The sequence below is a fragment of the Streptosporangium sp. NPDC002544 genome (genome assembly GCF_040295965.1).
Classification (GTDB): Bacteria; Actinomycetota; Actinomycetes; order Streptosporangiales; family Streptosporangiaceae; genus Streptosporangium.
Genome location: NZ_JBEOWJ010000017.1, coordinates 77,817 through 96,685, shown reverse-complemented (window position 1 = coordinate 96,685; position 18,869 = coordinate 77,817). Strand labels below are relative to the sequence as shown.

The following is an 18,869-nucleotide window of genomic DNA, read 5'->3' as shown; positions in this document are numbered from 1 at the left end:
GGCCGGCGTTCAGGGAGTTTCCGGGCGACGCACTGGATGATCGCGTCCAGGCTTGGGCTCGGGCCGAGCGCGCCGGGTCTGACGGGTGGTGCGCGCTTTGTCGTTGATGAGTGGTGTGCGAGCATGGTCGGCGTAGGCGAGCGCGGAACGAGGAAGCCGGTGTGAATCCGGCGCGGTCCCGCCACTGTGATCGGCGAGCGAATCCCCACCATGCCACTGCCCCTTCCCGGGGGTGGGAAGGCGGGGACGAGCATCGACCCGAGAGCCAGGAGACTCACGCGGTCGCCTCCTCGATGAACTGGGGCGGATTTCCCCGGAGAGGAGTGGGCTCTCGTGCCCGTCGAGCCGGTGGCCGCGCCGAGAAGCCCTGTGGCATTCCCTCTTTCAGATCCGCCCCGTTGTGCAGATTCCGTGAGAGGAACACTTCATGACGGGCAGACGCCCCACCTCCCTCCTGCTCGCCCTCCTGGTATCCGGAGTGCTGGCCGCCTGTGGCGGCGCCCCGGCTGAGAACGTCCCGGCTCCCGCTCCGGCGGCCTCCGCGCCTGCGGGCTTCCCGGTCACCCTCGACAACTGCGGCGTGACGAGCACGTACGAGCAGCCGCCGCAGCGGGCGATATCCATGAACCAGCACGCCACCGAGGTGATGCTGGCGCTCGGCCTGGAAAAGTCGATGATCGGCACCGCCTACCTCGACGACAAGGTGCTGCCGGAGTATCAGGCGGCCTACGACGCCATCAAGGTCGTCTCGAAGGAGTACCCGGCCTACGAGGCCCTCCTGTCCGAGGAGCCCGACTTCGTCTACGGCGGCTTCGCCAGCACCTTCGACGAGAAGGAGGGCCGCAGCCGGGACGCCCTGCACAAGGCCGGCATCAAGACATACCTGAACGTCGAGGAGTGCGCTGAAGGCGCGGTGTCCATGGGCCTGATGGACACCGAGATCCGCAACGTCGCGAAGATCTTCGGCGTCTCCGACCGGGCCGAACCGTTGATCACCACACTGCGGGCGACCCTCGACGGTGTGAAGACCAAGCTCGGTGACGCCGTCCCGGTCAAGCTGTTCGTCTACGACAGCGGCGACAAGACCGCCTTCACCGCCGGCGGCAAGGGCGTCGGCAACGAGATCATCAAGCTGGCCGGGGCGGAGAACGTGTTCGCCGACGTCGACAAGGTGTGGGGCGATGTGTCGTTCGAGCAGGTCGCCGAGCGCGCGCCCGACTGGATCGTCATCTACGACTACGGCGACCAGCCGGTGGCCGACAAGGAGAAGTTCCTGCTGGCCAACCCGGCACTGAAAGACGTGCCGGCCATCAAGGAGAAGCGGTTCGCGGTGCTGCCGCTGTCGTCGGTGGTACTCGGCGTGCGGGCGCCGGGGGCCGTCGAGGCGCTGGCCCGGCAGCTGCACGCCGACCGGTTCAAGTGAGTGAACTGACCGCGGGCGCCGTGCTCCCGGCGCGGCGCCCGGGACTGCCGTACCCGGTCATGATCGGTCTGCTCGTGCTCCTGCTCGGCGGGGCGGTCACCGTGGCCATCGCGGCCGGGTCGGTGGCCCTGCCGGCCGGGCAGGTGTGGGGCATCCTGCTCCATCACCTCCATCCCGCCCTGGCCGAGCCGACCTGGACACCTGTGCGAGAGACCATCGTGATGGACGTACGGCTGCCGCGGGTCGTCCTGGCGGGGGCGATCGGTGCGGGCCTGTCGGTCTGCGGCATGGCCCTGCAGGCGTTGGTGCGCAACCCGCTGGCCGACCCGATGCTGCTGGGGGTCTCCTCCGGCGCCAGCGTCGGGGCGGTCACCGTGGTGGTGTTCGGCCTGAGCGTGTTCGGCGCGTTCAGCCTGCCGATCGCGGCCTTCCTCGGGGCGCTGGCCGCATTGGTGGCGGTCTACTTCCTGGCTCGCTCGGGCGGGCGCATGACGACGGTGCGGCTGGTGCTGGCCGGGGTGGCCATGGCCGAGGTGCTGTCGGCCGTGGCCAGCTTCCTGGTGGTGACCTCCAACGACCCGCACAAGACGCAGGCGGCGGTGCGCTGGATGCTGGGCGGCCTGGGCGGGACCACCTGGACGGTGGTGTGGATCCCGGCGGTGGCCGTCCTGCTGGGGATCGTCGCGCTGGTCGGGGTGTCTCGGCCGCTGAACCTGCTGCTGGCCGGGGAGGAGGCTGCGGCCTCGCTCGGGCTGGACGTGCATCGCTTCCGGGCGGCGCTGTTCGTGCTGGTCGCCATGATGATCGGCACGATCGTCGCGGTCAGCGGGGCCATCGGTTTTGTGGGACTGATCATGCCGCATGTCGTCCGGCTGCTGATCGGCGCCGACCACCGCCGGGCGCTCCCGGCGACGGCGCTGCTCGGTGCGGCCTTCCTCATCGTGGCCGACCTGACGGCCCGCACCCTGATCGCGCCGGAGGAGATCCCGGTGGGCATCATCACCGCGCTGGTCGGCGGGCCGTTCTTCCTGTGGTTGATGCGGAGGCGCTCCAAGTGACACTGACCGTGGAGGATGTGTCGGTCCGCATCGGCGGCCACGACCTGGTTCGCCAGGTCTCGCTGGAGGTCGCCGAGGGGGAGATGCTCGCCCTGGCCGGGCCCAACGGCGCGGGCAAATCGACGTTGCTGCGCACCCTCTACCGGGCGCGGAGGCCGACCCGCGGCCGGGTGCTGCTTGATGGCGAGGACGTGTGGCGCATGCCGGCGGGCTGGCTGGCCCGTCGGCTGGCCGCAGTCCTCCAGGAGAGCGGCGGCGATTTCGAGCTGTCGGTGTACGACGTCGTCGCCATGGGCCGCACCCCGCACAAACGAGCCTTCGACGGCGACAACGCAGCGGACAAGGCGATCATCGCCGACGCGCTGGGGCGGCTCGGCGTGGCCGGGCTGGCGCACGCGCCCTTCGACCGGCTGTCGGGCGGGGAGAAGCAGCGGGTGCTGATCGCGCGGGCGCTGGCCCAGCGACCGACCGCGATGGTGCTGGACGAGCCGACCAACCACCTGGATCTGCGCCACCAGCTCGACGCGCTGAACCTGGTGCGCGGCCTCGGCGTCACCGCGGTGGTCGCCCTGCACGACCTCAACATGGCCGCCGCGTTCTGCGACCGCATCTGCGTCATGGACGCCGGCCAAATCGTCGCTCTCGGCACCCCCGCCGACGTGCTGACTCCCGCTCTGCTCGCCGAGGTCTACCGGGTCGACGCCGAGGTGGCGATCCACCCGCAGACAGGGGTGCCGCAGGTGAGTCTCCGAACCGGAGGGAGCCGCGTCACGAACTGAACCCCTCCTTTTTTGAAAAGCCGGATCCGCCATCCGGCTTGTTTACCGTGCGACTTTCACGAATGGAGCTTCAGCGTAATGGAATCGGCGTCGACCGAATCGATTCTGACGGCCCTCGGAGCGGTCGCTGGATTCGGCTCGTTCTTTTCTTTGCATATCGGCGGTGACCCGGCCGGGTGGCACGACGTCAAATCCGATTACGAACGCGGTTTCGCCGGCCTGGTGGAGGCGACGGCCGCCAGGTACGGCACCCGCGAACTGCGCATCGGCGCCTCGATCACCCAACTCGGCCACGCCGCGCGGCTCTGGTCACCGCTCCTGGGCACCGTGCTCACCCACGCGGTGGTGCCCGACCTGACCCGCCTGGACCGCGCCGACGACGGCCCGCGCCTCCGCCTGCCCACCCCCGCGGGATGGCACTATGAATCACCGAGTCAGCTCTATGACCTGGTGATTCGCCATCACCTGGAACCGCTGGCGGCCGGCCTGCGGGTGAAGGTCGCCCCCGGCCTGCTGTACGGCAACGCCGCCTCCGCCCTGGCCGAAGCCGGCCGCGCGATAGCGGTCACCCGTCCGGACCTGGCCGAGCCCGCCACCGACCTGGTCGCCGACTTGCTGGCCCGCGGCCACCTGGCGAGGAAGGGGGCGCTCATCTCCCCCGAACTGGCCTTCCGGCGCACCACGTGCTGCCTTTATTACCGGGTGCCGGGCGGCTCCAAATGCGATGACTGCGCATTGGTAGAAAAATGAATTATTGGGGCGCCCCTATGCGGGGAGCGCTCATCGACGTCTTCCTCGGTATGGCACCCACCAAGGCCCGTACCGGCAAGGAGCAACCCCGTGGTACTCCGGAACATACGTTACGCAGAGCCACTATCGAGACGCTTGCCGTCCACGCTGACGCACCGGATCCGTACTGACGGCCACTGGCATTGCCTGCTGACACCCCGTGGCAAAACAGCAAGTCATCTGCGGACTCAACTGGCACCAGGCACACTCGACGCCGGCGGGCAGCAACCACCCCCGATTTTCACCGGCCGCAGGGCGTCACCGCAGGGACATCAGGGACTTTTCCCATGATCTCCAGTGCGGCCTTGGTCTTGGCCGGCTCCCGCTCAGCCTTCTCCGCCCGCGCCCGCAGCCGCTCGTTCTCCTTGTCCGCCTCGCTCCTGCGCGTCTTCGGGCCGGACGGCTTGGCCACCAGCGCGTTCAACGCCTCCGCGAACGGGCACGCTTCAGAAAACGCTCGCGCTGGATGGCGGTTTCGCCCCCTCGCCGTTGTCAACGACGTCTGTTTCCGTCGTCGTCAGCCGTTCTCAGGAAGGACTTGAACGTCACAGCCTTTCACACGGCTTCGAGCTGGGCTGGCCTTCACCTGACCGGGTGTCCGTCGCGGCCTCAGGCTGATCTGCCACGAAGTCCGGCGGACCAGCCTGAGGTGCTGTCTACCCAGCCTGTTCCCGGCTTGATCAGCGGGATCGCGAGGTGGAGGCGTAGGGGAGCAGGGCCATCTCGCGAGCGTTCTTGATCGCGGTGGCCAGCCGGCGTTGTTGCTGGACGGTGACCCCGGTGACGCGGCGGCTGCGGATCTTGCCGCGGTCGGAGATGAATTTGCGGAGCAGGTCGGTGTCCTTGTAGTCGATGTGGCTCACGCCGTGTAGTGGATTGGTCTTCTTGCGGGGCGTGCGGCGAAGTTTCACGCGGAGGCCTCCTTCAGGTCGAGGTCGAGGACGAATGCGAACGGATCGGGGTATCCGGCCCAGACGTCGGAGCCGGCCAGGGTCTCGGCCTCGGTGAGCAGGCAGGAATCCAGAAGCCGGTGGATGCGGTCGCGGTCGAGGTCGGGGCCGGTGAAGACGAGGTGCTGGACACGGTCGCCGAGCTGGGGAGTCCAGTCGAGGGTGGCGGCCATGCGGCGGGCGGGGCTCTCCATCTCCCAGGCGGCCTCGGGCAGGGTGACCAGCCAGGGGCCCGCGTCCTCGACGGTGATGACGCCCGCCACGGCGTCCCAGCCGAGCAGGCGCTCGTGCCGGTTGGCCAGCCAGAACCGGCCGCGGCTGCGGACAGTCTCGGTGACCAGTTCGTCGACGGCGTCGAAGAGCCGCTGGGGGTGCAGGGGGCGCAGCCGGTGCCAGACGACGGTGGAGATCTCCCCGGTCTGCGTGTCGCAGGGCAGCTGGGCGGTCGCCGGGTCGACGCGGGCCCCGAGCATCTCCACGTCGATCCCCGCACCGGTGACGGCGGGCAGAGCGATGTCCGGGGGACCGGCCGGGGTGGTGGGGGCGAGGTGGCTGAGCACGGCCAGGGCCAGCTCGACATCGTCGGCCTGCTCACCGGACACGACGAGGGCGGTGGCGTACTCGATCTGGCGGGTGAGTACCTCGGCCAGGTGACGCTCGTCGCCTCCTGCGGCGTGTTTCCTGCGGGAGGCGAGGGTGTCGTCGCAGCAGATGTCGTCGGTCATCTGCGCCGCCTCCAGCGCGGTCAGCACCCCGGTCAGGCGCAGGCGGTGCACGGTGTCCTCGTGCCAGGCGAGGGCCTCGGCCACGGTCCGGGGTTCGACCGAATCCCACAGCTCCACGACGAACAGCGGCGCCGAGTCCGCCCGCGACAACAGGACAGGAATGAGATCCTCGCGCACGGTGCAGGTGACGCAGCCGTGCGCGAGCCGCACTTCCCGCTCTTCCAGCGTCCCCGACGCGTCGCGCACGATGCGTTCCACGCGCCCGGTGCTCACCTGTCGCAGGTCGTGGTGGATCGCCACCGATCCGGGGTGATCGGCGAGCAGGCGGTCCACCAAGGCCGAGCGCGCTTGGGGATACAGTCCGGAGACGATGACGACGGGGACGGACATGACAGCTCCTCTCGTAGTGCGGGGTTCACCGCGCGAGTTCACGGTGGGGGTTCGGGGTGCGGGCCGGTTCTCAGGGAGTGAGGAGGCCGCGCCGGTAGGCGTGGACGAGTCGGCGCGGCACCAGCAGCTCGCGCCCGTCGATGGTGATCGGGACGAGGTCGGGTGCGATGGCCTTCCACTGTGAGCGGCGGTGGCGGGTGTTGCTGCGGGAGGTCTTGCGTTTGGGGACTGCCATGTCGTGGTGCTCCTACCAGCTGGACTTGGTGACGCCGGGCAGTTCGCCGCGGTGGGCCAGTTCGCGGAAGCGGATCCGGGAGAGCCCGAACTTGCGCAGGTGTCCGCGGGGGCGGCCGTCGGTGCTGTCGCGGTTGCGCACGCGGGTGGCGCTGGCGTCGCGCGGCTGGCGGCTCAGCTCGCGGACGGCCTGGGCTCGCTCGTCGGGGGAGCCGGTGCGGATGCTCTCCTTGAGCTCGGCCCGGCGCTCCGCGTAGCGGATGACAACGAGTTTGCGTCGCTCGTTGGCTGCGATCTTGCTTTTCTTGGCCATCAGATGCGTTCTCCCCGGGCGCGGATGCGGGCCACGGCGGCCTCGATGCCGATCTTGTCGATGGTCTTGACGGCTCTGGCGCTGAGCGTCAGCCGTACGAAGCGACCCTCGGTGGGCAGCCAGTAGCGCCGTGGCTGGATGTTGGGATTCCAGCGGCGGCGGGTGCGCCGGTGGGAGTGGGAGACGTTGTTGCCGAACACCGGCTTGAGGCCGGTGAGCTGGCAGTGGGCGGACATGCGGTTTCCTTCCCGAAGGGAGCGGGGTCAGGTCTTGCCGTAGCGCTGGTTGAACCGCTCGACCCGGCCCGCGGTGTCGAGGACGCGACTGCGGCCGGTGTAGAAGGGGTGGCTGGCCGAGGAGACGTCGACGTCGACGAGCGGGTAGGTGTTGCCGTCCTCCCACTCGATCGTCTTGCCACTCGTGATGGTGGAGCGGGTCAGGAAGGCGAAGCCCGCGCTCGGGTCGCGGAACACCACGGGGTGGTAGTCGGGGTGGATGTCTTTTTTCATCGCTTCAGCGGTCCTCTCGGAACAGCACGTGCTGGCGGATGACCGGGTCGTATTTGCACAGGGTGAGCCGGTCGGGGTCGTTGCGACGGTTCTTGCGGGTCACGTAGGTGTAGCCGGTGCCCGCGGTAGATCGCAGCTTGATCACCGGTCGTACGTCGTTTCTGGCCAAGCGTCTTCACTCCTGGAAGGGGGACGATGGTGTCATGATAGCGATAACCGTTTTCATTTGCGAAACGAGAGGTGGTGGCGATCCGCCATCTCGCCGCACGCTTCCTCGTGACAGTGCTGTCCGGGTTTCTGGACGCGGGCACGACCACGCTGCTCAACCGCCTCCCGGGTAACCCTGCGGGTTGCGCATGGCTGCGATCGTCAACAACGTGAGCGAGATCAGCCTCGACGCCGGTCCGATACGCGACGGGGCCTTCCCGTCGCGCACCGATGAGGGCGTCCCGGTCAAGACGGGCTGCCGCGTCCTGCAGGTCTTGGTCGGTCCCGAGCTGTTATGCCTGGTGCGGCCCGCCCCGGACGATCTGGCACGCCTGCCGGCCGGTCTGATCATCGAGGTCTGCCGGAACCCCATGGCACCTATGGAGATCACCCCGTGCATGCCGGGCCGTGCCTGGGCCAGTGTGTGCCGGTCGGGCACGGGGCAGTGGGAATGTTGATGCGCTGGGTCGGCCGAGGTCAGTGGTCGGCCCGGGTGGCGTCGTTCCACGTCCGACCGGATCGCCACTGACCTGGTCGACCGGGCTTTTTCCCGGACCGGCCCGAATCAGCGGTGGATCACCGGCATCTGTGGATGGTCCGCCAAGACCTGATGACGTCGTATTGCCTGGTGGCCGACCATGCTCGGGAAGGGGAACCTGAGCTTGTACATGCTTTTTGGCGTTACTCGGCCTGTCGGTAAGGCTGGCCCCACCAGCCGCTTTGGCTCATGTGAGTGGCCGGTTCGCTGCTGGTGGCGGCAGGCAGTCCGGGGTTCCGGCTCGTGAGTTCGGCGCTGACTCGGTCGGAGATCATGTGCTTGTCGCCTCAGCTGTGGCGCCCTCCGGGCCGAGAACAGCCGGAGGCGGCACTTCCCTTCCCCGAAACGGCCCCCATCCTGGAGGTACCGGGGCGGTCTCGTCTCGCAAACCAGCGAAGTGCCGATGCCAACCGGCAACTCGGCACTTCGAACTGATACGTACAGCGTAGATATCCGGCTGTGATGATGAGCTGCTGTCAGCTGCCGATGCGTGTGTCACCGGGTGATGTCGAAGCGACCTGTTGCGCTGGCCTTGAGGCTTGGGGCTTGCGCAGGGTGAGGGCCACCGCCGCGCCGACGAGCGTCAGTGCGGCCGCCAGCAAGCCGGCGGTGCGTAGTCCGTCGGTGGTGGCGGCACCAGCAGGCCCGGCGTTGATGACGGCGACCAGGACGGCCAACCCGACCGCGCTGCCGATCTGCTGAGTGGTAGAGGCCATCGCCGAGGCGATGCCTTGACGTTCCGGTGCGACACCGGTGGATGCGGCCACGAACATGGCCGTCCAAGCGATGCCCTGCCCGAGACTGATCATGACGATGCCGGGCAAGAGCACGGCATAGCCGCCCTGCGGGGACATCGCCAGCCCGAATGCGATCATTCCGGCGGCCCCCACCCCCAGGCCAGTGAGCAGTGTGGTACGGGTGCCTGTCCGGATCAGCATCCGTTCGCTCACCTTGGTACCCAGCAGAGCCATGAGGCCCCCCGGCAAGAACGCCAAGCCCGTCGCCAGAGCGTCGAAGCCACGTAGGTCTTGGAGATAGACGGTCAGGATGTAGTACTGCGCACCGAACGTCCCCATGAAGATGAACGTGACCGCCATGGCGGCGGTGAGGCTGCGGTTGGTGAACAGCCGCAGCGGCATCAGCGGCTCAGCGGAGCGAGCCTCGATCGCGACGAACAGTCCAAGCAACGCCACTGACGTGAGCAAGGTACCCACGATGATCGGGCTGCCCCATCCCGCCTCCGGCCCCTGAACCAGCCCGAAAACCAGCAGCGTGGACCCCAGCGTGGCACTGAGCGCGCCAGGAAGATCGAAACCGCCGCGCCGGTCACCACGAGGTTCGCCCGGAAACAGGACAAAAGCCCCGACAACGGCGACCGCGGCGAGCGGAACGTTGACGAAGAACACCGACTCCCAACCGAGGGCATCGGTGAGAACACCGCCCAGCAGAGACCCGAGCGCAAGCCCCACGCCCCCGGCACCGCCCCAGACCGCCAGGGCTCGGCTGCGCGCAGGCCCCTCGGCAAACGTGGTATTGATCAGGGACAGCGTGGCCGGCAACAGCAATGCACCGCCGAGTCCCTGCACGGCCCTGGCCGCAATCAGCAGAGCGGGAGAGGCCGCCAGTCCGCCGACCAGGGACGCGATGCCGTACAGGGCCAGCGCGACAGCGAACATCCGGCGCCGCCCCAGCAGATCGGCGGCCCGCCCGCCCAAGAGCAGGAACCCGCCGAACGCGACGGCATACGCGCTGACCACCCATTGCAGCGTCTGCGTGGAAAACCCGATCTGGCGGCCGATCTCAGGCAGCGCCACGTAGACGATGTTGTAGTCGATGGCGCTGATGAACTGGGCGAAGGCCAGCAACGCCAATATCAGACCGCCCCGCGATCTTCCGGACCCAGGCATGAAATCTCTTCCTCCTAACACGAGAGAGAGTGGTTAATCACTCACTCTTTCGGTAAAAGAAATCGGGCCGCTCACATGCGACCCGATGACGACTCAGCCGAGCAAGGTGCGCGCCCACCGCGCATCCAGAGCGGCCGCGTCGACGCCGACGAGAACATTTGCCAGCAAGCCGTCACCGAAGAACCGGCGGATCTGCTCATCGGAGGCACCCGAGGCCGCACGCACATACTCGACCTGCTTGGCATAACACGCCCGCACCGCCTCCCGGATCGCCGGCTCGCTGCTCGCGCACGTGGCATGCAGAAGCACCATGAGCAGATCGCGATCGGCGATCAGTTCTGTATACGCGGCGGTCATCGCGGCCAGCACCGCAGCCGGCTCGGCCGTGGTGGCGTAGGCCGCACCCTCGGCATGGCATTCGCGGATCCGCGCCGAGCAGTAGTCCACGACCGCGACGAACAGCGCCTCCTTGTCGGGAAAGAGCCGGTACAGATACGCCTGCGAGATGCCGGCGGCCTTGGCAACCTCGGTCGTGGTGGTGCCGTAGTAGCCACGTGCCGCGAAAGCTTTGATCGCCGTGCGCAGGACGGTGTGGCGTCGCTCCTCCGCCGTCGACAGCCGACGCGAACTCGTCATCATCATGTGAGTAATAAACCACTCACTCTTTTCATAGTCAAGCCCCTTCTCGGGACGCCTCGCACCTGCAGCCCGCTTCACTTTGCCGAGCATTCACCCCTGGGGACGTCACAGATGGCGGCTGGTGGGGCCGCCCTTACCGGCAGGCCTACTCGTACGGCTCGTCGGGGGGCTCGATCCTCGTGAGACCCTTGCCGATGAGCTGGGGGTAGACGACCTCGGTGGGCAGTGCCTGCAGCCCCCTGACGGCGACCTTCAGCGGGAACGCGTCCGCGGCGCAGCGGGCGATCTGCATGCGGGTGACGTACCACTGCCCCTTCTTCTTCGCGGGGGAGACGAAGCGGTCAGTTTGACCTCACGGTCGATGAGGGACTTCTTGTCGTCGTCCCAGGCTCGGCCGATGAACTCGCCGATCGGCATGTCCGCTGGCCGTCGCCGGCCAGCGGGGCGAAGGCGCTCAGGGTCTGGTCGCGGGGCGGTGGGGTGTCGTCTCGGGAAGTGGCGAACGAGCCCAGCGCGGGGGGTGCGATCAGGAAGATCGCGAACACCGGCAGGCACAGCAGCCACGCGACCCGGGGGCCGCCGTGCGCGCGGTCGTGCCCATTACCGTCGGACCGGTCGCGATCATGCGCGCGGTCGTCGGCGGATGAGTGATCGTGGCCGTCTGAGACGAGCACGGCAGGGCGCCGCCCGCCGAACCTGTACGCCCCCAGGAGTCGGGGAACTGGACTCTCGTCGTCGACCCAAACGCCGCGCGGACCGGATCGAAGCTCGGGTTGCGCCCCATTGTGGGAGACCGTCCCGGCAGCCCGGGCCGAATCTCCTCTAGAAATCTACATTGTAAAGGCGTTCGGCAGTTTCAAGATCAACAAAAATACAAATCGCCTAAAGACCCCTCTCAACAAACAGAAGCCGCCGATGTACTCGGGCCCCCTCTCGTCGACGCGCCCACGCACGGGGGATGCCCCTCAACCGTCCCGGATACGGCCTCTCAGGCCGGTGCGCCTGTGATCGCGGACGCGGTCCCGCTGAAAGCGTGTACTAGGGCATCGCGACCGCGACGGCGGCGACCGGGGCCTCGCGTTTGAGGTCACGGACGATGACAGCGATCGCGGTGAGACCTGCTTCCGTGCGCTGATCGTTGATCGCGAATCCCCGGTTGCGGACGAGGGTGAGCTCGCGGTGCAGCCGCGGAAGATCCACCCCCGGGTCTCCTTCGTAGAGTGCGGTTATCTCGTCCGTCGGCCTGGCCGCAAGGAGAGCCTTGCCCGCTGAGGTCAGGTGCGCCGGCAAGGTACGACCACCCTGCTGCCCACCCGTAGCACCTGTGTGCACTCCACCGTGTTGCCGGATCGACTGGAAATACTGTTTGGGCCTGGAGCTGACCGATGCCGGGTTCGATCATTCGGTGCTGAGTGAGTTTCGTGATCGGATGGCCGAGGGGGATCGGCTGGCGGCGGCTGGTCTGGTCAACCGCCGTGGGCGGGTGCGTACCGATTCCATGTGCGGGCGGATTCATGAGTTCTCACGTTAGAGGAGCAGATCGAGAGGGCCACGGCAGACCCAGCCGGGGTTTTGGCCAGGTGATCGGGTGACCACGCGAAGGAGCCGGCGGGCGCGGTGACGCGCCCGCCGGTGACGGCCCGTTTCGGTTCCCGACCGAGGCCCCCGGGCGCCGGCCCTTCGAAGCGATTCTTCCTACCGGCGCCCCAGGTAGACGGAGAGCTTCTGCTCCAAGGCATGCTTGGGCTCGGCGCCGACCCACGACCCCTTGGGCTCGCCGTCGGCGTAGACGACGAAGGCGGGAACGGCGGTGATCCCGTGCCGAGCCGCCAGGCCGGGATTCTCTTCGATGTCAACTTTGACCACGTCCAGTGCGTCCGTGTGTTCGGCGGCCAGTTCCTCCACGATCGGGGTGACCATGCGGCACGGGTGGCACCACAGGGCCCAGAACTGGATCAGGACAGGCCGCTTCGCCTGCAGTACGCGGGCGGGGAACGTCTGCTCGGTGACGCTGTCTACGGGTGTTGCGGACATGGTGAAGACCTCCTTGTTCGAGTGCAGTGCTGCGTTCTCGCCGTCATGTCGTGGTGGCGAGGCCGGGTCTCATGCCCGGTGTCCTTCGAGGGAGACGGCGTGGGCGATCGGTCGCAAGAAGACCGTGGACTCAGCCTCCGCCGTGCGGTAGTCCTCGACGTCCCGCGTGACCTCCTCGTCCACGAGATCGTGGTCGATGGCGATCGCGGCCACCGATCCCATGCCTGCCGCGGCGATCACCTGTGCTCGCGGATCTGCGACATTACCCACTGCCCACAATCCCGAGACGCTGGTCCGGCCCGAGGGGTCGGTGGTCACCCAGCCGTTCTCGTTCCGCTCGCAGCCCAGGCCGGTCAGCAGGGCGTCATGGGGCAGCATGCGCGGGAAGATGAACACTGCGCTGCGGGGCACCACGCTGCCCTTGGCCAGTTCGACCCCGCGCAACCGGTCCTTGTCCACTACCAGCCGCTTGATTACGCCCTCGATGACGCGCACCCCGCGTGCGGCCAGCCGCTCGCGCTCGTCTGCGGTCAGGTTCAGGCTGTTCGGGAAGAAGACGATGTCGGCCGACCACTTCTGCAGCAGCAGCGCCTGGGACACCGAACCCGGGTGGGTGCCCAGAACCCCGATCGGCTCGCTGTGGACCTCGTAACCGTGGCAGTACGGGCAGTGCAGCAGGTCTCTGCCCCACCGCTCGCGCACCCCAGGGATCTCGGGCAGCTCGTCGCGCAGCCCGGTGGCCACCAGTACTCGGCGGGCCCGGAGCGCCTGGCCGCCGGCCAGGTGCACGAGGAAGCCGGGGTCGATTTGGTCCACTCGGCCCTCGATCAGCTCCACGCCGTACTCGGCGACCTCGGCCCGGCCGATCTCCAGCAGGGCTGCCGGCGGCATCCCGTCGCGGGACAGGAAACCGTGCATGTGCGCGGCCGGGGCGTTACGCGGGGTCCCGGCGTCCACCACCGCCACTCGGCGGCGGGCCCGGCCCAGCACCAGAGCGGCGCTCAGACCGGCGGCGCCGGCACCGACCACCACCACGTCGTACACCGAATCGTTCATTGCTGCGTTCTTCGTATCGCTCATGGCGACCACCTCCGCTCGCAGCCTGCAATCACTACTCAAGAATGGGCAACGTTTGTTGCTGTTTCTGGGAAACGTGCGGTGGAATGAGGGTATGGAACACCCGTCTGCGGTAGCCGCCGCCCTGGCCGAGGTCGGCCCCCGCCTTAAACGCCTGCGTACCGAGCGCGGTGTCACCTTGACCGCGCTGGCCGAGGCCACGGGAATCTCCAAGAGCACCCTGTCCCGTCTGGAGTCTGGCGAGCGCCGGCCTGGTCTGGAGCTCCTACTCCCGATCTCCCAGGCTCATCAGGTACCGCTGGACGAACTGGTCGGTGCGCCCGAAGTCGGTGATCCCCGGGTGCGCCTCACGCCCAAGCACGTGAACGGCAATGTGGTGCTGCCCCTGACCCGGCAGCCTGGCCCGCTGCAGGCCTTCAAAATGGTTCTTCCGGCGACCAGGGCCGCGCCGGAGCCGTGTACACACGAGGGCTACGAGTGGATATACGTCCTGTCTGGACGCCTGCGGCTGATCCTGGCCGATCATGACCTGGTTCTGGACCCGGGCGAGGTCGCAGAGTTCGACACCCGGCTGCCGCACTGGTTCGGCAGCACCGGCCAGGGGCCCGTTGAGATCCTCAGCCTCTTGGGGCGCCAGGGCGAGCGTATGCACGTACGCGCTCGGCCCCGCCCCCGCGACAAGCCCGCCCACTGACGCTACGGCCACACTGGGGTCAGCCGGGGTCGTTACGGACTCGGTGGGGAACCTCAGGCAGGAGTTCGCTCCTCGACGGGCAGGAGCAGGACGTGCTTCGATAACGTGATCACTGAGAGCTTCTTCGCCTCGCCGGAGTGCGAGCTGATCGACCGGCGAACCTTCCGTACCAGGTCAGAAGTCGAACGAGCGGCCTTCGGCTACATCGAGGGCTTCTACAATCCACGCCGTCGCTACTCCGCGAACAGCCAACTCAGCCCCGCCGAATATGAACGACGACACATACTCGGCGGCGTCGGCCGGCACCCCGGAGGCAATGGGGGAGGGCCGCACCTCGGCCTGCTAGGGTTGCCCGGTGCTCATTGTGATGTTCATCTGACGGTCCTGAGTTTCTCCCGCCCAGGTTCTGATCCGTTGAGGGTGCGGTCTGTCCTGCCCTCCGGACCTCGATAGCCGTCAGACTTTGGCGGCCGCGCATATGACGCCGGTCGCACATCATCGGAGCTTCTTCGTGCTCGCAGTGCTTCTCCTTCCTGGCGCGCTTCGCGTCTTTCTCCCCGCCCTGATCGGTCGGTCCGCTCTCGCGATGGGTGGTCTTGCTCTCCTCCTCGCCGTCCAGGACAGTACGGGTTCGTATACGCAAGCCGGTTTCGCAACAGCGGCGTTTGGAATCGCCAACGTCATCGCCGCCCCATGGCGCGCCCGGGCCGTCGATCGATTCGGTCATCGAATCGCGCTCACCACGATGGCCTCAGGGCAAGCCTCAGGGTTCATCGCCCTCGCGCTCATCGCGGAAGCTGAGGGAGTTGCGGCTATCTGGTTTCTCATTCTCAGCACGGTGGTCGGTCTGACAGCACCACCCCTGGGGGCCGCGATGCGAATGATCTGGGCGTCGCTCACGACGGTCGGTGACCAGCGAACAAAAGCATTCAGCATTGATGCGGTATGCGAAGAGCTCCTCTTCGTCGCTGGCCCCGTCATCATCACCGCGGTCATCGTGGCCAGTTCTCCCAGTATCGGCCTCTGGGGGACCGCGGCAGCAGTTTTCCTCGGCACCGCAGCGATGACGTCCAGCACGTCGTCGGGTGCGCTGCGCGGAACAGGAGGGGGCATCGCGCGAGGCGATCGTCCGCTGCGCCAGCCAGGTTTCGCAAGGGTGTTGATCGTCCTCCTGGGTGTCGGTGGTGTACTCGGCGTCGCGGAGATCGCAGCGCCGGCAGTCGCCGCGCAACGTGGTGCTGTCGCAGCTTCGGGCTGGCTCCTGGCGGCCTTTGCCGGTGGAAGTGCTCTTGGAGGATTTCTCTATGGGCAGCTGAACCTCAAGGCAGGAATTGGCAGGAGACTGTTCGCCCTGTGCGTCAGCATGGGGCTCGCTGCGGTGCTCGTGTCCCAGCTGGACACGCTCGGTCTCTTCGCCGCGGGTCTCGCGCTCGTCGGCCTGTTCCTCGCTCCGGCTCTCATCACCGGATACCTCATCGCCGACACCATCGTTCCGGAAACCAGTCGGACGGAAGCGTCGACATGGATCAACACCTCCGTGAACCTCGGCGCATCGCTGGCGTCCGCAGTAACTGGAATCGTCATCGACAATTCTGGCGCCTGGCTCGCCCTTCTGCTCGCGGGAGCGATCGCTCTCGCGCTTGCCTCAGCTGTGCCGTTCACACGACTGCGCAAGTCCGAGCCGCCTGCGGTCCACGCTCCCGATCATTGCGAGCACAGCTGATCAGCAGCTCTGCGGGCCGGGGTGTCGCGTCGATTAATCAGTTCATTCCGCAGCTTTCAGTCGATACGGTCGGATCAGTAACGAGCGAAATCTGCACAGGCTGAGTGTGGCTGAGAACGGCGACCGCACAGCGCAGTTCCCTGCGGAATGCGAGCCCCCACGCTCGCTCACCTGTTGGCCGCCGCCGAGCAGTCCCGAAGCGGGTTTCGTCAGCGCTGAGAAAGGACCCCCGTGATCGGGACAGCACATCACAGCCCCGAACTCCGCGCACTGCGCGACCGGGTGACCGCTCCGTCGTCGATCGCGCTGCCCACGGCCGGCGATGGGCTCACCTGGAGACCTGTCACCGCCGCCGACATCGGCCTGATCCTCGACCTCAAGCGTGCCGCCGGCAAGATCGATCATCCGCGCTCGCTGGTGATGAGGGACGAGCTGGAGGAGGAGTTCGGGAGCGCGGCCTTCGCCCCCGAGCGCGACGCGGTGATCGCCATCGACGCCGCCGGGCGGGCCGTCGCCTTCGGCTCGGCCGTAGCCCCGGTGAGCCAGGAGACGATCGTCTGGGTCGACCTCGACGGAACGGTGGCCCTGGACCGCCGAGGTGAAGGTATCGGCAGGGCGCTGCTGGCGTGGCAGGAGGCCCGCGGGCTTCAGCATCTCGCGGCCTGTGACAAAGCACCCGACATGTTCCCTTCCCCCATCATCGACTTCTGGCTGACCCCCTCCACGACGAGTCGACTCCTCCACGAGGACGGCGCCTTCAGTGTCACTGCCGACGCCGCCCTCGACGAGGACGAACGGCTCACCATCCTCACGACGACCGATGGGAAGACGCGCGTTCTGCTCACCCCGGCGGTCGCCGAGGCAGTGGGCCTGGAAGACGGACAGCCGGTCGACGAGGCGGGCTTCCGGCAGCGTCTGGAGAAGTCCGGCATCTCTCTGCACGGAGCCGACAACCTGTTCTACTTCACCGACGAGGCCCGGGAGACGTTGTTCGGCGAACCGGACGACCCCTCGATCCGCCCGCTCACCGAGGCCGACGCAGGCGTGTTCGGACAGTTCGAGGAAGCGGCATCGGAACAGGATCTCGACGACGCATCCGTCGAGCTGGACCACTGGGCGGTCTACGGGGCGTTCGAAGACGGGCGGCTGGTGTGCGTGGCGAGCATGTACCCGTGGAATGATGCGCCGCTGGCCGACCTCGGCGTGCTGACGCTTCCGCCGTACCGGGGCAAGGGCCACGCCCGACGCCTCGTGCGCGCGATCTCCCGGCACGCCCTCTGGTGGTGCCGCCGCTGTCGGCCGAGGACGTACCGGCCGAGGCCAAGGCGCTGAAGGACGAGCTGGCCGCGATGCTGCCGTTCGCGCCGATCGCCTCCCTGCTGATCGAGTTGGACGCCCGCACCAAGTTCCTGGACTGCTTCACCCACGCTGGCGGCCGCAAGCTGAGCACGTCGGCCGAGACCAAGCGCAACATCCTGGCGGTGCTCATCGCGATGTCCACCAACCTGGGCCTGGCCCGCATGTCGGAGGCCTGCGGGGTGTCCTACGACGTACTGGCCTGGACGATGGAATGGTACGTGCGGGAGGAGACACTGCGCGAGGCCAACACGGTCATCGTTGACCACCACTACGGCCTGGAGCTGGCCAAGGTGTTCGGCGGTGGCACGATGAGCTCATCGGACGGCCAGCGGTTCCCCGTCCGGGGCAACACTCTGACCGGCAGGACCATGGTCATTCACGGCGGTCAGGTGCTGTCCACCTACACCCACGTCTCCGATCAGTGGTCAACCTACGGCACGAAGATCATCGTGCCGACCGCGCGAGAGGCGCACTACGTCCTGGACGACTTCCTGGGCAACGCCACCGACCTCCCGATCGCCGAGCACGCGACCGACAGTCACGGAGCGACGTTGATCAACTTTGCGCTGTTCGACCTGGTCGGCAAGGCGCTGACCCCGCGGTTGCGGGATCTGACCCGGGTCACCCTGGTACGAGACGAGACCCCGACCGAGATCGCCAAGCGCTACCCGCACGCCGGGCCGCTGCTGGGCGCCCGCTGGAATGAGGACCTGGTCGCCGGCTGCTGGCCCGACCTGCTGCGGATGGCCGGGTCGCTGAAGTACGGGCAGGCCACCGCCTCGCTGATCGTGGGTAAGTGGTCGGCCGCCTCCCGGCAGAACACCCTGGCCGCTGCGCTGAAGGAGTGGGGAATGCTGCGAAGGACCGTGCACCTGGCCAAATACCTGTCGGACCCGGCCTTCCGGCGGAAAATCTCCCGTCAGCTCAACAAGGGAGAGAGCCTGCACGCATTACGCCGCGACCTGCACTACGCCCAGCAGGGGACGATCACGCGCCCGCATCTGGAGCAGCAGACCGAGCAGGCGTGGTGCCTGACCCTGCTGACCAACGCGGTGGTCGCCTGGACGACGGAATATTATTCCAGAGCGGTGCTGGAGCTGCGCTCCCAGGGCAGGGAGGTGAGCGACGAGATCCTGTCGCACATCTCGCCCGGGCACAGCGACAACATCAACTTTTTCGGCGTCATCAACGTCGACGTCGAGGCGGAACTTGCCAAGCTCGACACCAGCGGCTGGCGACCGCTGCGGCCCGCCCAACTGCGGGAGCTGGGGTTGACCCCGTGAACTGAAGTCCCTGAGAAAGGCGAGGGTCCCTTCCTCCCCCAGACAAGCCGGGTGAGGGCGGGACCCAGTGGGTTGGTGGGCTCGGCGCGGGCGGGGCGGGAACGGTGAGTTCGATCTCGATGGCTAGCGCACCGAGGGCTTCCTTCTCGGGGCCGTAGCTGCGGCGGATGTTGTACTCGGTCCGCGCCCCGTCAACGGCTGCTCCACGGCGAGAATTTCTAACAAATCGCTTGAGGTT

General features: G+C 67.6%; 24 protein-coding genes and 1 riboswitch. Of the genes, 10 read left to right on the top strand and 14 right to left on the bottom strand.

Annotated features, from left to right (window positions below; all coding sequences use genetic code 11):
- Nucleotides 1-96 precede the first annotated feature (96 nt).
- A riboswitch (cobalamin riboswitch) is annotated at nucleotides 97-296 on the top strand.
- Between the two features lie 131 nt (nucleotides 297-427).
- From ABT061_RS25375 to ABT061_RS25360, 4 genes are all read left to right on the top strand, one after another.
- Nucleotides 428-1,423 carry an ABC transporter substrate-binding protein gene (locus ABT061_RS25375; RefSeq protein WP_350922241.1) on the top strand — a complete coding sequence of 332 codons (996 nt, stop codon included), beginning with the start codon at nucleotides 428-430 and terminating at the stop codon, nucleotides 1,421-1,423.
- Nucleotides 1,420-2,481 (top strand): FecCD family ABC transporter permease, encoded by a 1,062-nt coding sequence (locus tag ABT061_RS25370; RefSeq protein ID WP_350922240.1) that lies wholly within the window; start codon nucleotides 1,420-1,422, stop codon nucleotides 2,479-2,481. The genes ABT061_RS25375 and ABT061_RS25370 overlap by 4 nt, the downstream gene beginning before the upstream one ends.
- Nucleotides 2,478-3,260 (top strand): ABC transporter ATP-binding protein, encoded by a 783-nt coding sequence (locus ABT061_RS25365; RefSeq protein ID WP_350922238.1) that lies wholly within the window; start codon nucleotides 2,478-2,480, stop codon nucleotides 3,258-3,260. The genes ABT061_RS25370 and ABT061_RS25365 overlap by 4 nt, the downstream gene beginning before the upstream one ends.
- A gap of 78 nt (nucleotides 3,261-3,338) precedes the next feature.
- Nucleotides 3,339-4,010, top strand: a complete 672-nt coding sequence (locus ABT061_RS25360; RefSeq protein WP_350922235.1) for a (2Fe-2S)-binding protein — start codon at nucleotides 3,339-3,341, stop codon at nucleotides 4,008-4,010.
- A 280-nt stretch (nucleotides 4,011-4,290) separates the two neighbouring features.
- Here the strand turns inward: ABT061_RS25360 and ABT061_RS25355 are convergent, their stop codons facing one another.
- From ABT061_RS25355 to rpmG, 8 genes are all read right to left on the bottom strand, one after another.
- Entirely contained in the window at nucleotides 4,291-4,473 is a 183-nt protein-coding gene (locus ABT061_RS25355) for a hypothetical protein (protein WP_350922234.1), read from the bottom strand.
- 256 nt (nucleotides 4,474-4,729) lie between these two features.
- Entirely contained in the window at nucleotides 4,730-4,960 is a 231-nt protein-coding gene (gene rpsR, locus ABT061_RS25350) for a 30S ribosomal protein S18 (RefSeq protein WP_350922232.1), read from the bottom strand.
- Complete coding sequence (locus tag ABT061_RS25345; RefSeq protein ID WP_350922229.1) at nucleotides 4,957-6,114, bottom strand: CobW family GTP-binding protein; 1,158 nt, start codon at nucleotides 6,112-6,114, stop codon at nucleotides 4,957-4,959. Before ABT061_RS25345 ends, rpsR begins: the two co-directional genes overlap by 4 nt.
- A gap of 70 nt (nucleotides 6,115-6,184) precedes the next feature.
- Nucleotides 6,185-6,349, bottom strand: a complete 165-nt coding sequence (rpmF, locus tag ABT061_RS25340) for a 50S ribosomal protein L32 (protein ID WP_350922227.1) — start codon at nucleotides 6,347-6,349, stop codon at nucleotides 6,185-6,187.
- A gap of 12 nt (nucleotides 6,350-6,361) precedes the next feature.
- On the bottom strand, nucleotides 6,362-6,661 hold the full coding sequence (gene rpsN / locus ABT061_RS25335; protein WP_350922225.1) for a 30S ribosomal protein S14: 300 nt from the start codon (nucleotides 6,659-6,661) through the stop codon (nucleotides 6,362-6,364).
- Nucleotides 6,661-6,897 carry a 50S ribosomal protein L28 gene (gene rpmB / locus ABT061_RS25330; RefSeq protein WP_326639958.1) on the bottom strand — a complete coding sequence of 79 codons (237 nt, stop codon included), beginning with the start codon at nucleotides 6,895-6,897 and terminating at the stop codon, nucleotides 6,661-6,663. The genes rpsN and rpmB overlap by 1 nt, the downstream gene beginning before the upstream one ends.
- Nucleotides 6,898-6,924: 27 nt before the next feature.
- Nucleotides 6,925-7,170 (bottom strand): type B 50S ribosomal protein L31, encoded by a 246-nt coding sequence (locus ABT061_RS25325; RefSeq protein ID WP_326639960.1) that lies wholly within the window; start codon nucleotides 7,168-7,170, stop codon nucleotides 6,925-6,927.
- A 4-nt stretch (nucleotides 7,171-7,174) separates the two neighbouring features.
- Complete coding sequence (gene rpmG, locus ABT061_RS25320; RefSeq protein ID WP_350922222.1) at nucleotides 7,175-7,339, bottom strand: 50S ribosomal protein L33; 165 nt, start codon at nucleotides 7,337-7,339, stop codon at nucleotides 7,175-7,177.
- A 187-nt stretch (nucleotides 7,340-7,526) separates the two neighbouring features.
- On the opposite strand from rpmG, the gene ABT061_RS25315 reads away from it, so the two are divergent.
- On the top strand, nucleotides 7,527-7,835 hold the full coding sequence (locus ABT061_RS25315) for a hypothetical protein (RefSeq protein ID WP_350922220.1): 309 nt from the start codon (nucleotides 7,527-7,529) through the stop codon (nucleotides 7,833-7,835).
- 556 nt (nucleotides 7,836-8,391) lie between these two features.
- Here ABT061_RS25315 and ABT061_RS25310 read toward each other — a convergent pair.
- The 6 genes from ABT061_RS25310 to ABT061_RS25280 all read right to left on the bottom strand — a co-directional run bounded on the left by ABT061_RS25310 (nucleotide 8,392) and on the right by ABT061_RS25280 (nucleotide 13,575).
- Nucleotides 8,392-9,780, bottom strand: a complete 1,389-nt coding sequence (locus tag ABT061_RS25310) for an MFS transporter (RefSeq protein ID WP_350922218.1) — start codon at nucleotides 9,778-9,780, stop codon at nucleotides 8,392-8,394.
- Between the two features lie 135 nt (nucleotides 9,781-9,915).
- Entirely contained in the window at nucleotides 9,916-10,551 is a 636-nt protein-coding gene (locus ABT061_RS25305) for a TetR/AcrR family transcriptional regulator (protein WP_350922215.1), read from the bottom strand.
- Between the two features lie 55 nt (nucleotides 10,552-10,606).
- Entirely contained in the window at nucleotides 10,607-10,753 is a 147-nt protein-coding gene (locus ABT061_RS25300; RefSeq protein WP_350922213.1) for a hypothetical protein, read from the bottom strand.
- Nucleotides 10,754-11,499: 746 nt separating this feature from the next.
- Nucleotides 11,500-11,793, bottom strand: coding sequence for an IclR family transcriptional regulator domain-containing protein (locus ABT061_RS25295; protein ID WP_350922212.1), 294 nt, complete (start codon nucleotides 11,791-11,793; stop codon nucleotides 11,500-11,502).
- A gap of 363 nt (nucleotides 11,794-12,156) precedes the next feature.
- Nucleotides 12,157-12,495, bottom strand: a complete 339-nt coding sequence (gene trxA / locus ABT061_RS25285) for a thioredoxin (RefSeq protein ID WP_350922209.1) — start codon at nucleotides 12,493-12,495, stop codon at nucleotides 12,157-12,159.
- Nucleotides 12,496-12,564: 69 nt separating this feature from the next.
- A complete protein-coding gene (locus tag ABT061_RS25280) occupies nucleotides 12,565-13,575 on the bottom strand; it encodes an NAD(P)/FAD-dependent oxidoreductase (protein WP_350922207.1) in 1,011 nt (336 codons plus the stop codon).
- A gap of 91 nt (nucleotides 13,576-13,666) precedes the next feature.
- On the opposite strand from ABT061_RS25280, the gene ABT061_RS25275 reads away from it, so the two are divergent.
- From ABT061_RS25275 to ABT061_RS25255, 5 genes are all read left to right on the top strand, one after another.
- The gene (locus ABT061_RS25275) at nucleotides 13,667-14,266 is read left to right on the top strand and encodes a helix-turn-helix domain-containing protein (protein WP_350922205.1); all 600 of its coding nucleotides are present in this window, start codon (nucleotides 13,667-13,669) and stop codon (nucleotides 14,264-14,266) included.
- A gap of 105 nt (nucleotides 14,267-14,371) precedes the next feature.
- Complete coding sequence (locus tag ABT061_RS48400) at nucleotides 14,372-14,719, top strand: IS3 family transposase (RefSeq protein ID WP_502991474.1); 348 nt, start codon at nucleotides 14,372-14,374, stop codon at nucleotides 14,717-14,719.
- A gap of 58 nt (nucleotides 14,720-14,777) precedes the next feature.
- Nucleotides 14,778-15,989, top strand: a complete 1,212-nt coding sequence (locus ABT061_RS25265) for an MFS transporter (protein WP_350922202.1) — start codon at nucleotides 14,778-14,780, stop codon at nucleotides 15,987-15,989.
- Nucleotides 15,990-16,220: 231 nt separating this feature from the next.
- Nucleotides 16,221-17,321, top strand: a complete 1,101-nt coding sequence (locus ABT061_RS25260) for a GNAT family N-acetyltransferase (RefSeq protein ID WP_350922201.1) — start codon at nucleotides 16,221-16,223, stop codon at nucleotides 17,319-17,321.
- Nucleotides 17,273-18,631: a Tn3 family transposase gene (locus ABT061_RS25255; protein ID WP_350922199.1), complete on the top strand. Its 1,359-nt coding sequence runs from the start codon at nucleotides 17,273-17,275 to the stop codon at nucleotides 18,629-18,631. The genes ABT061_RS25260 and ABT061_RS25255 overlap by 49 nt, the downstream gene beginning before the upstream one ends.
- The last annotated feature ends 238 nt before the right edge of the window (nucleotides 18,632-18,869 follow it).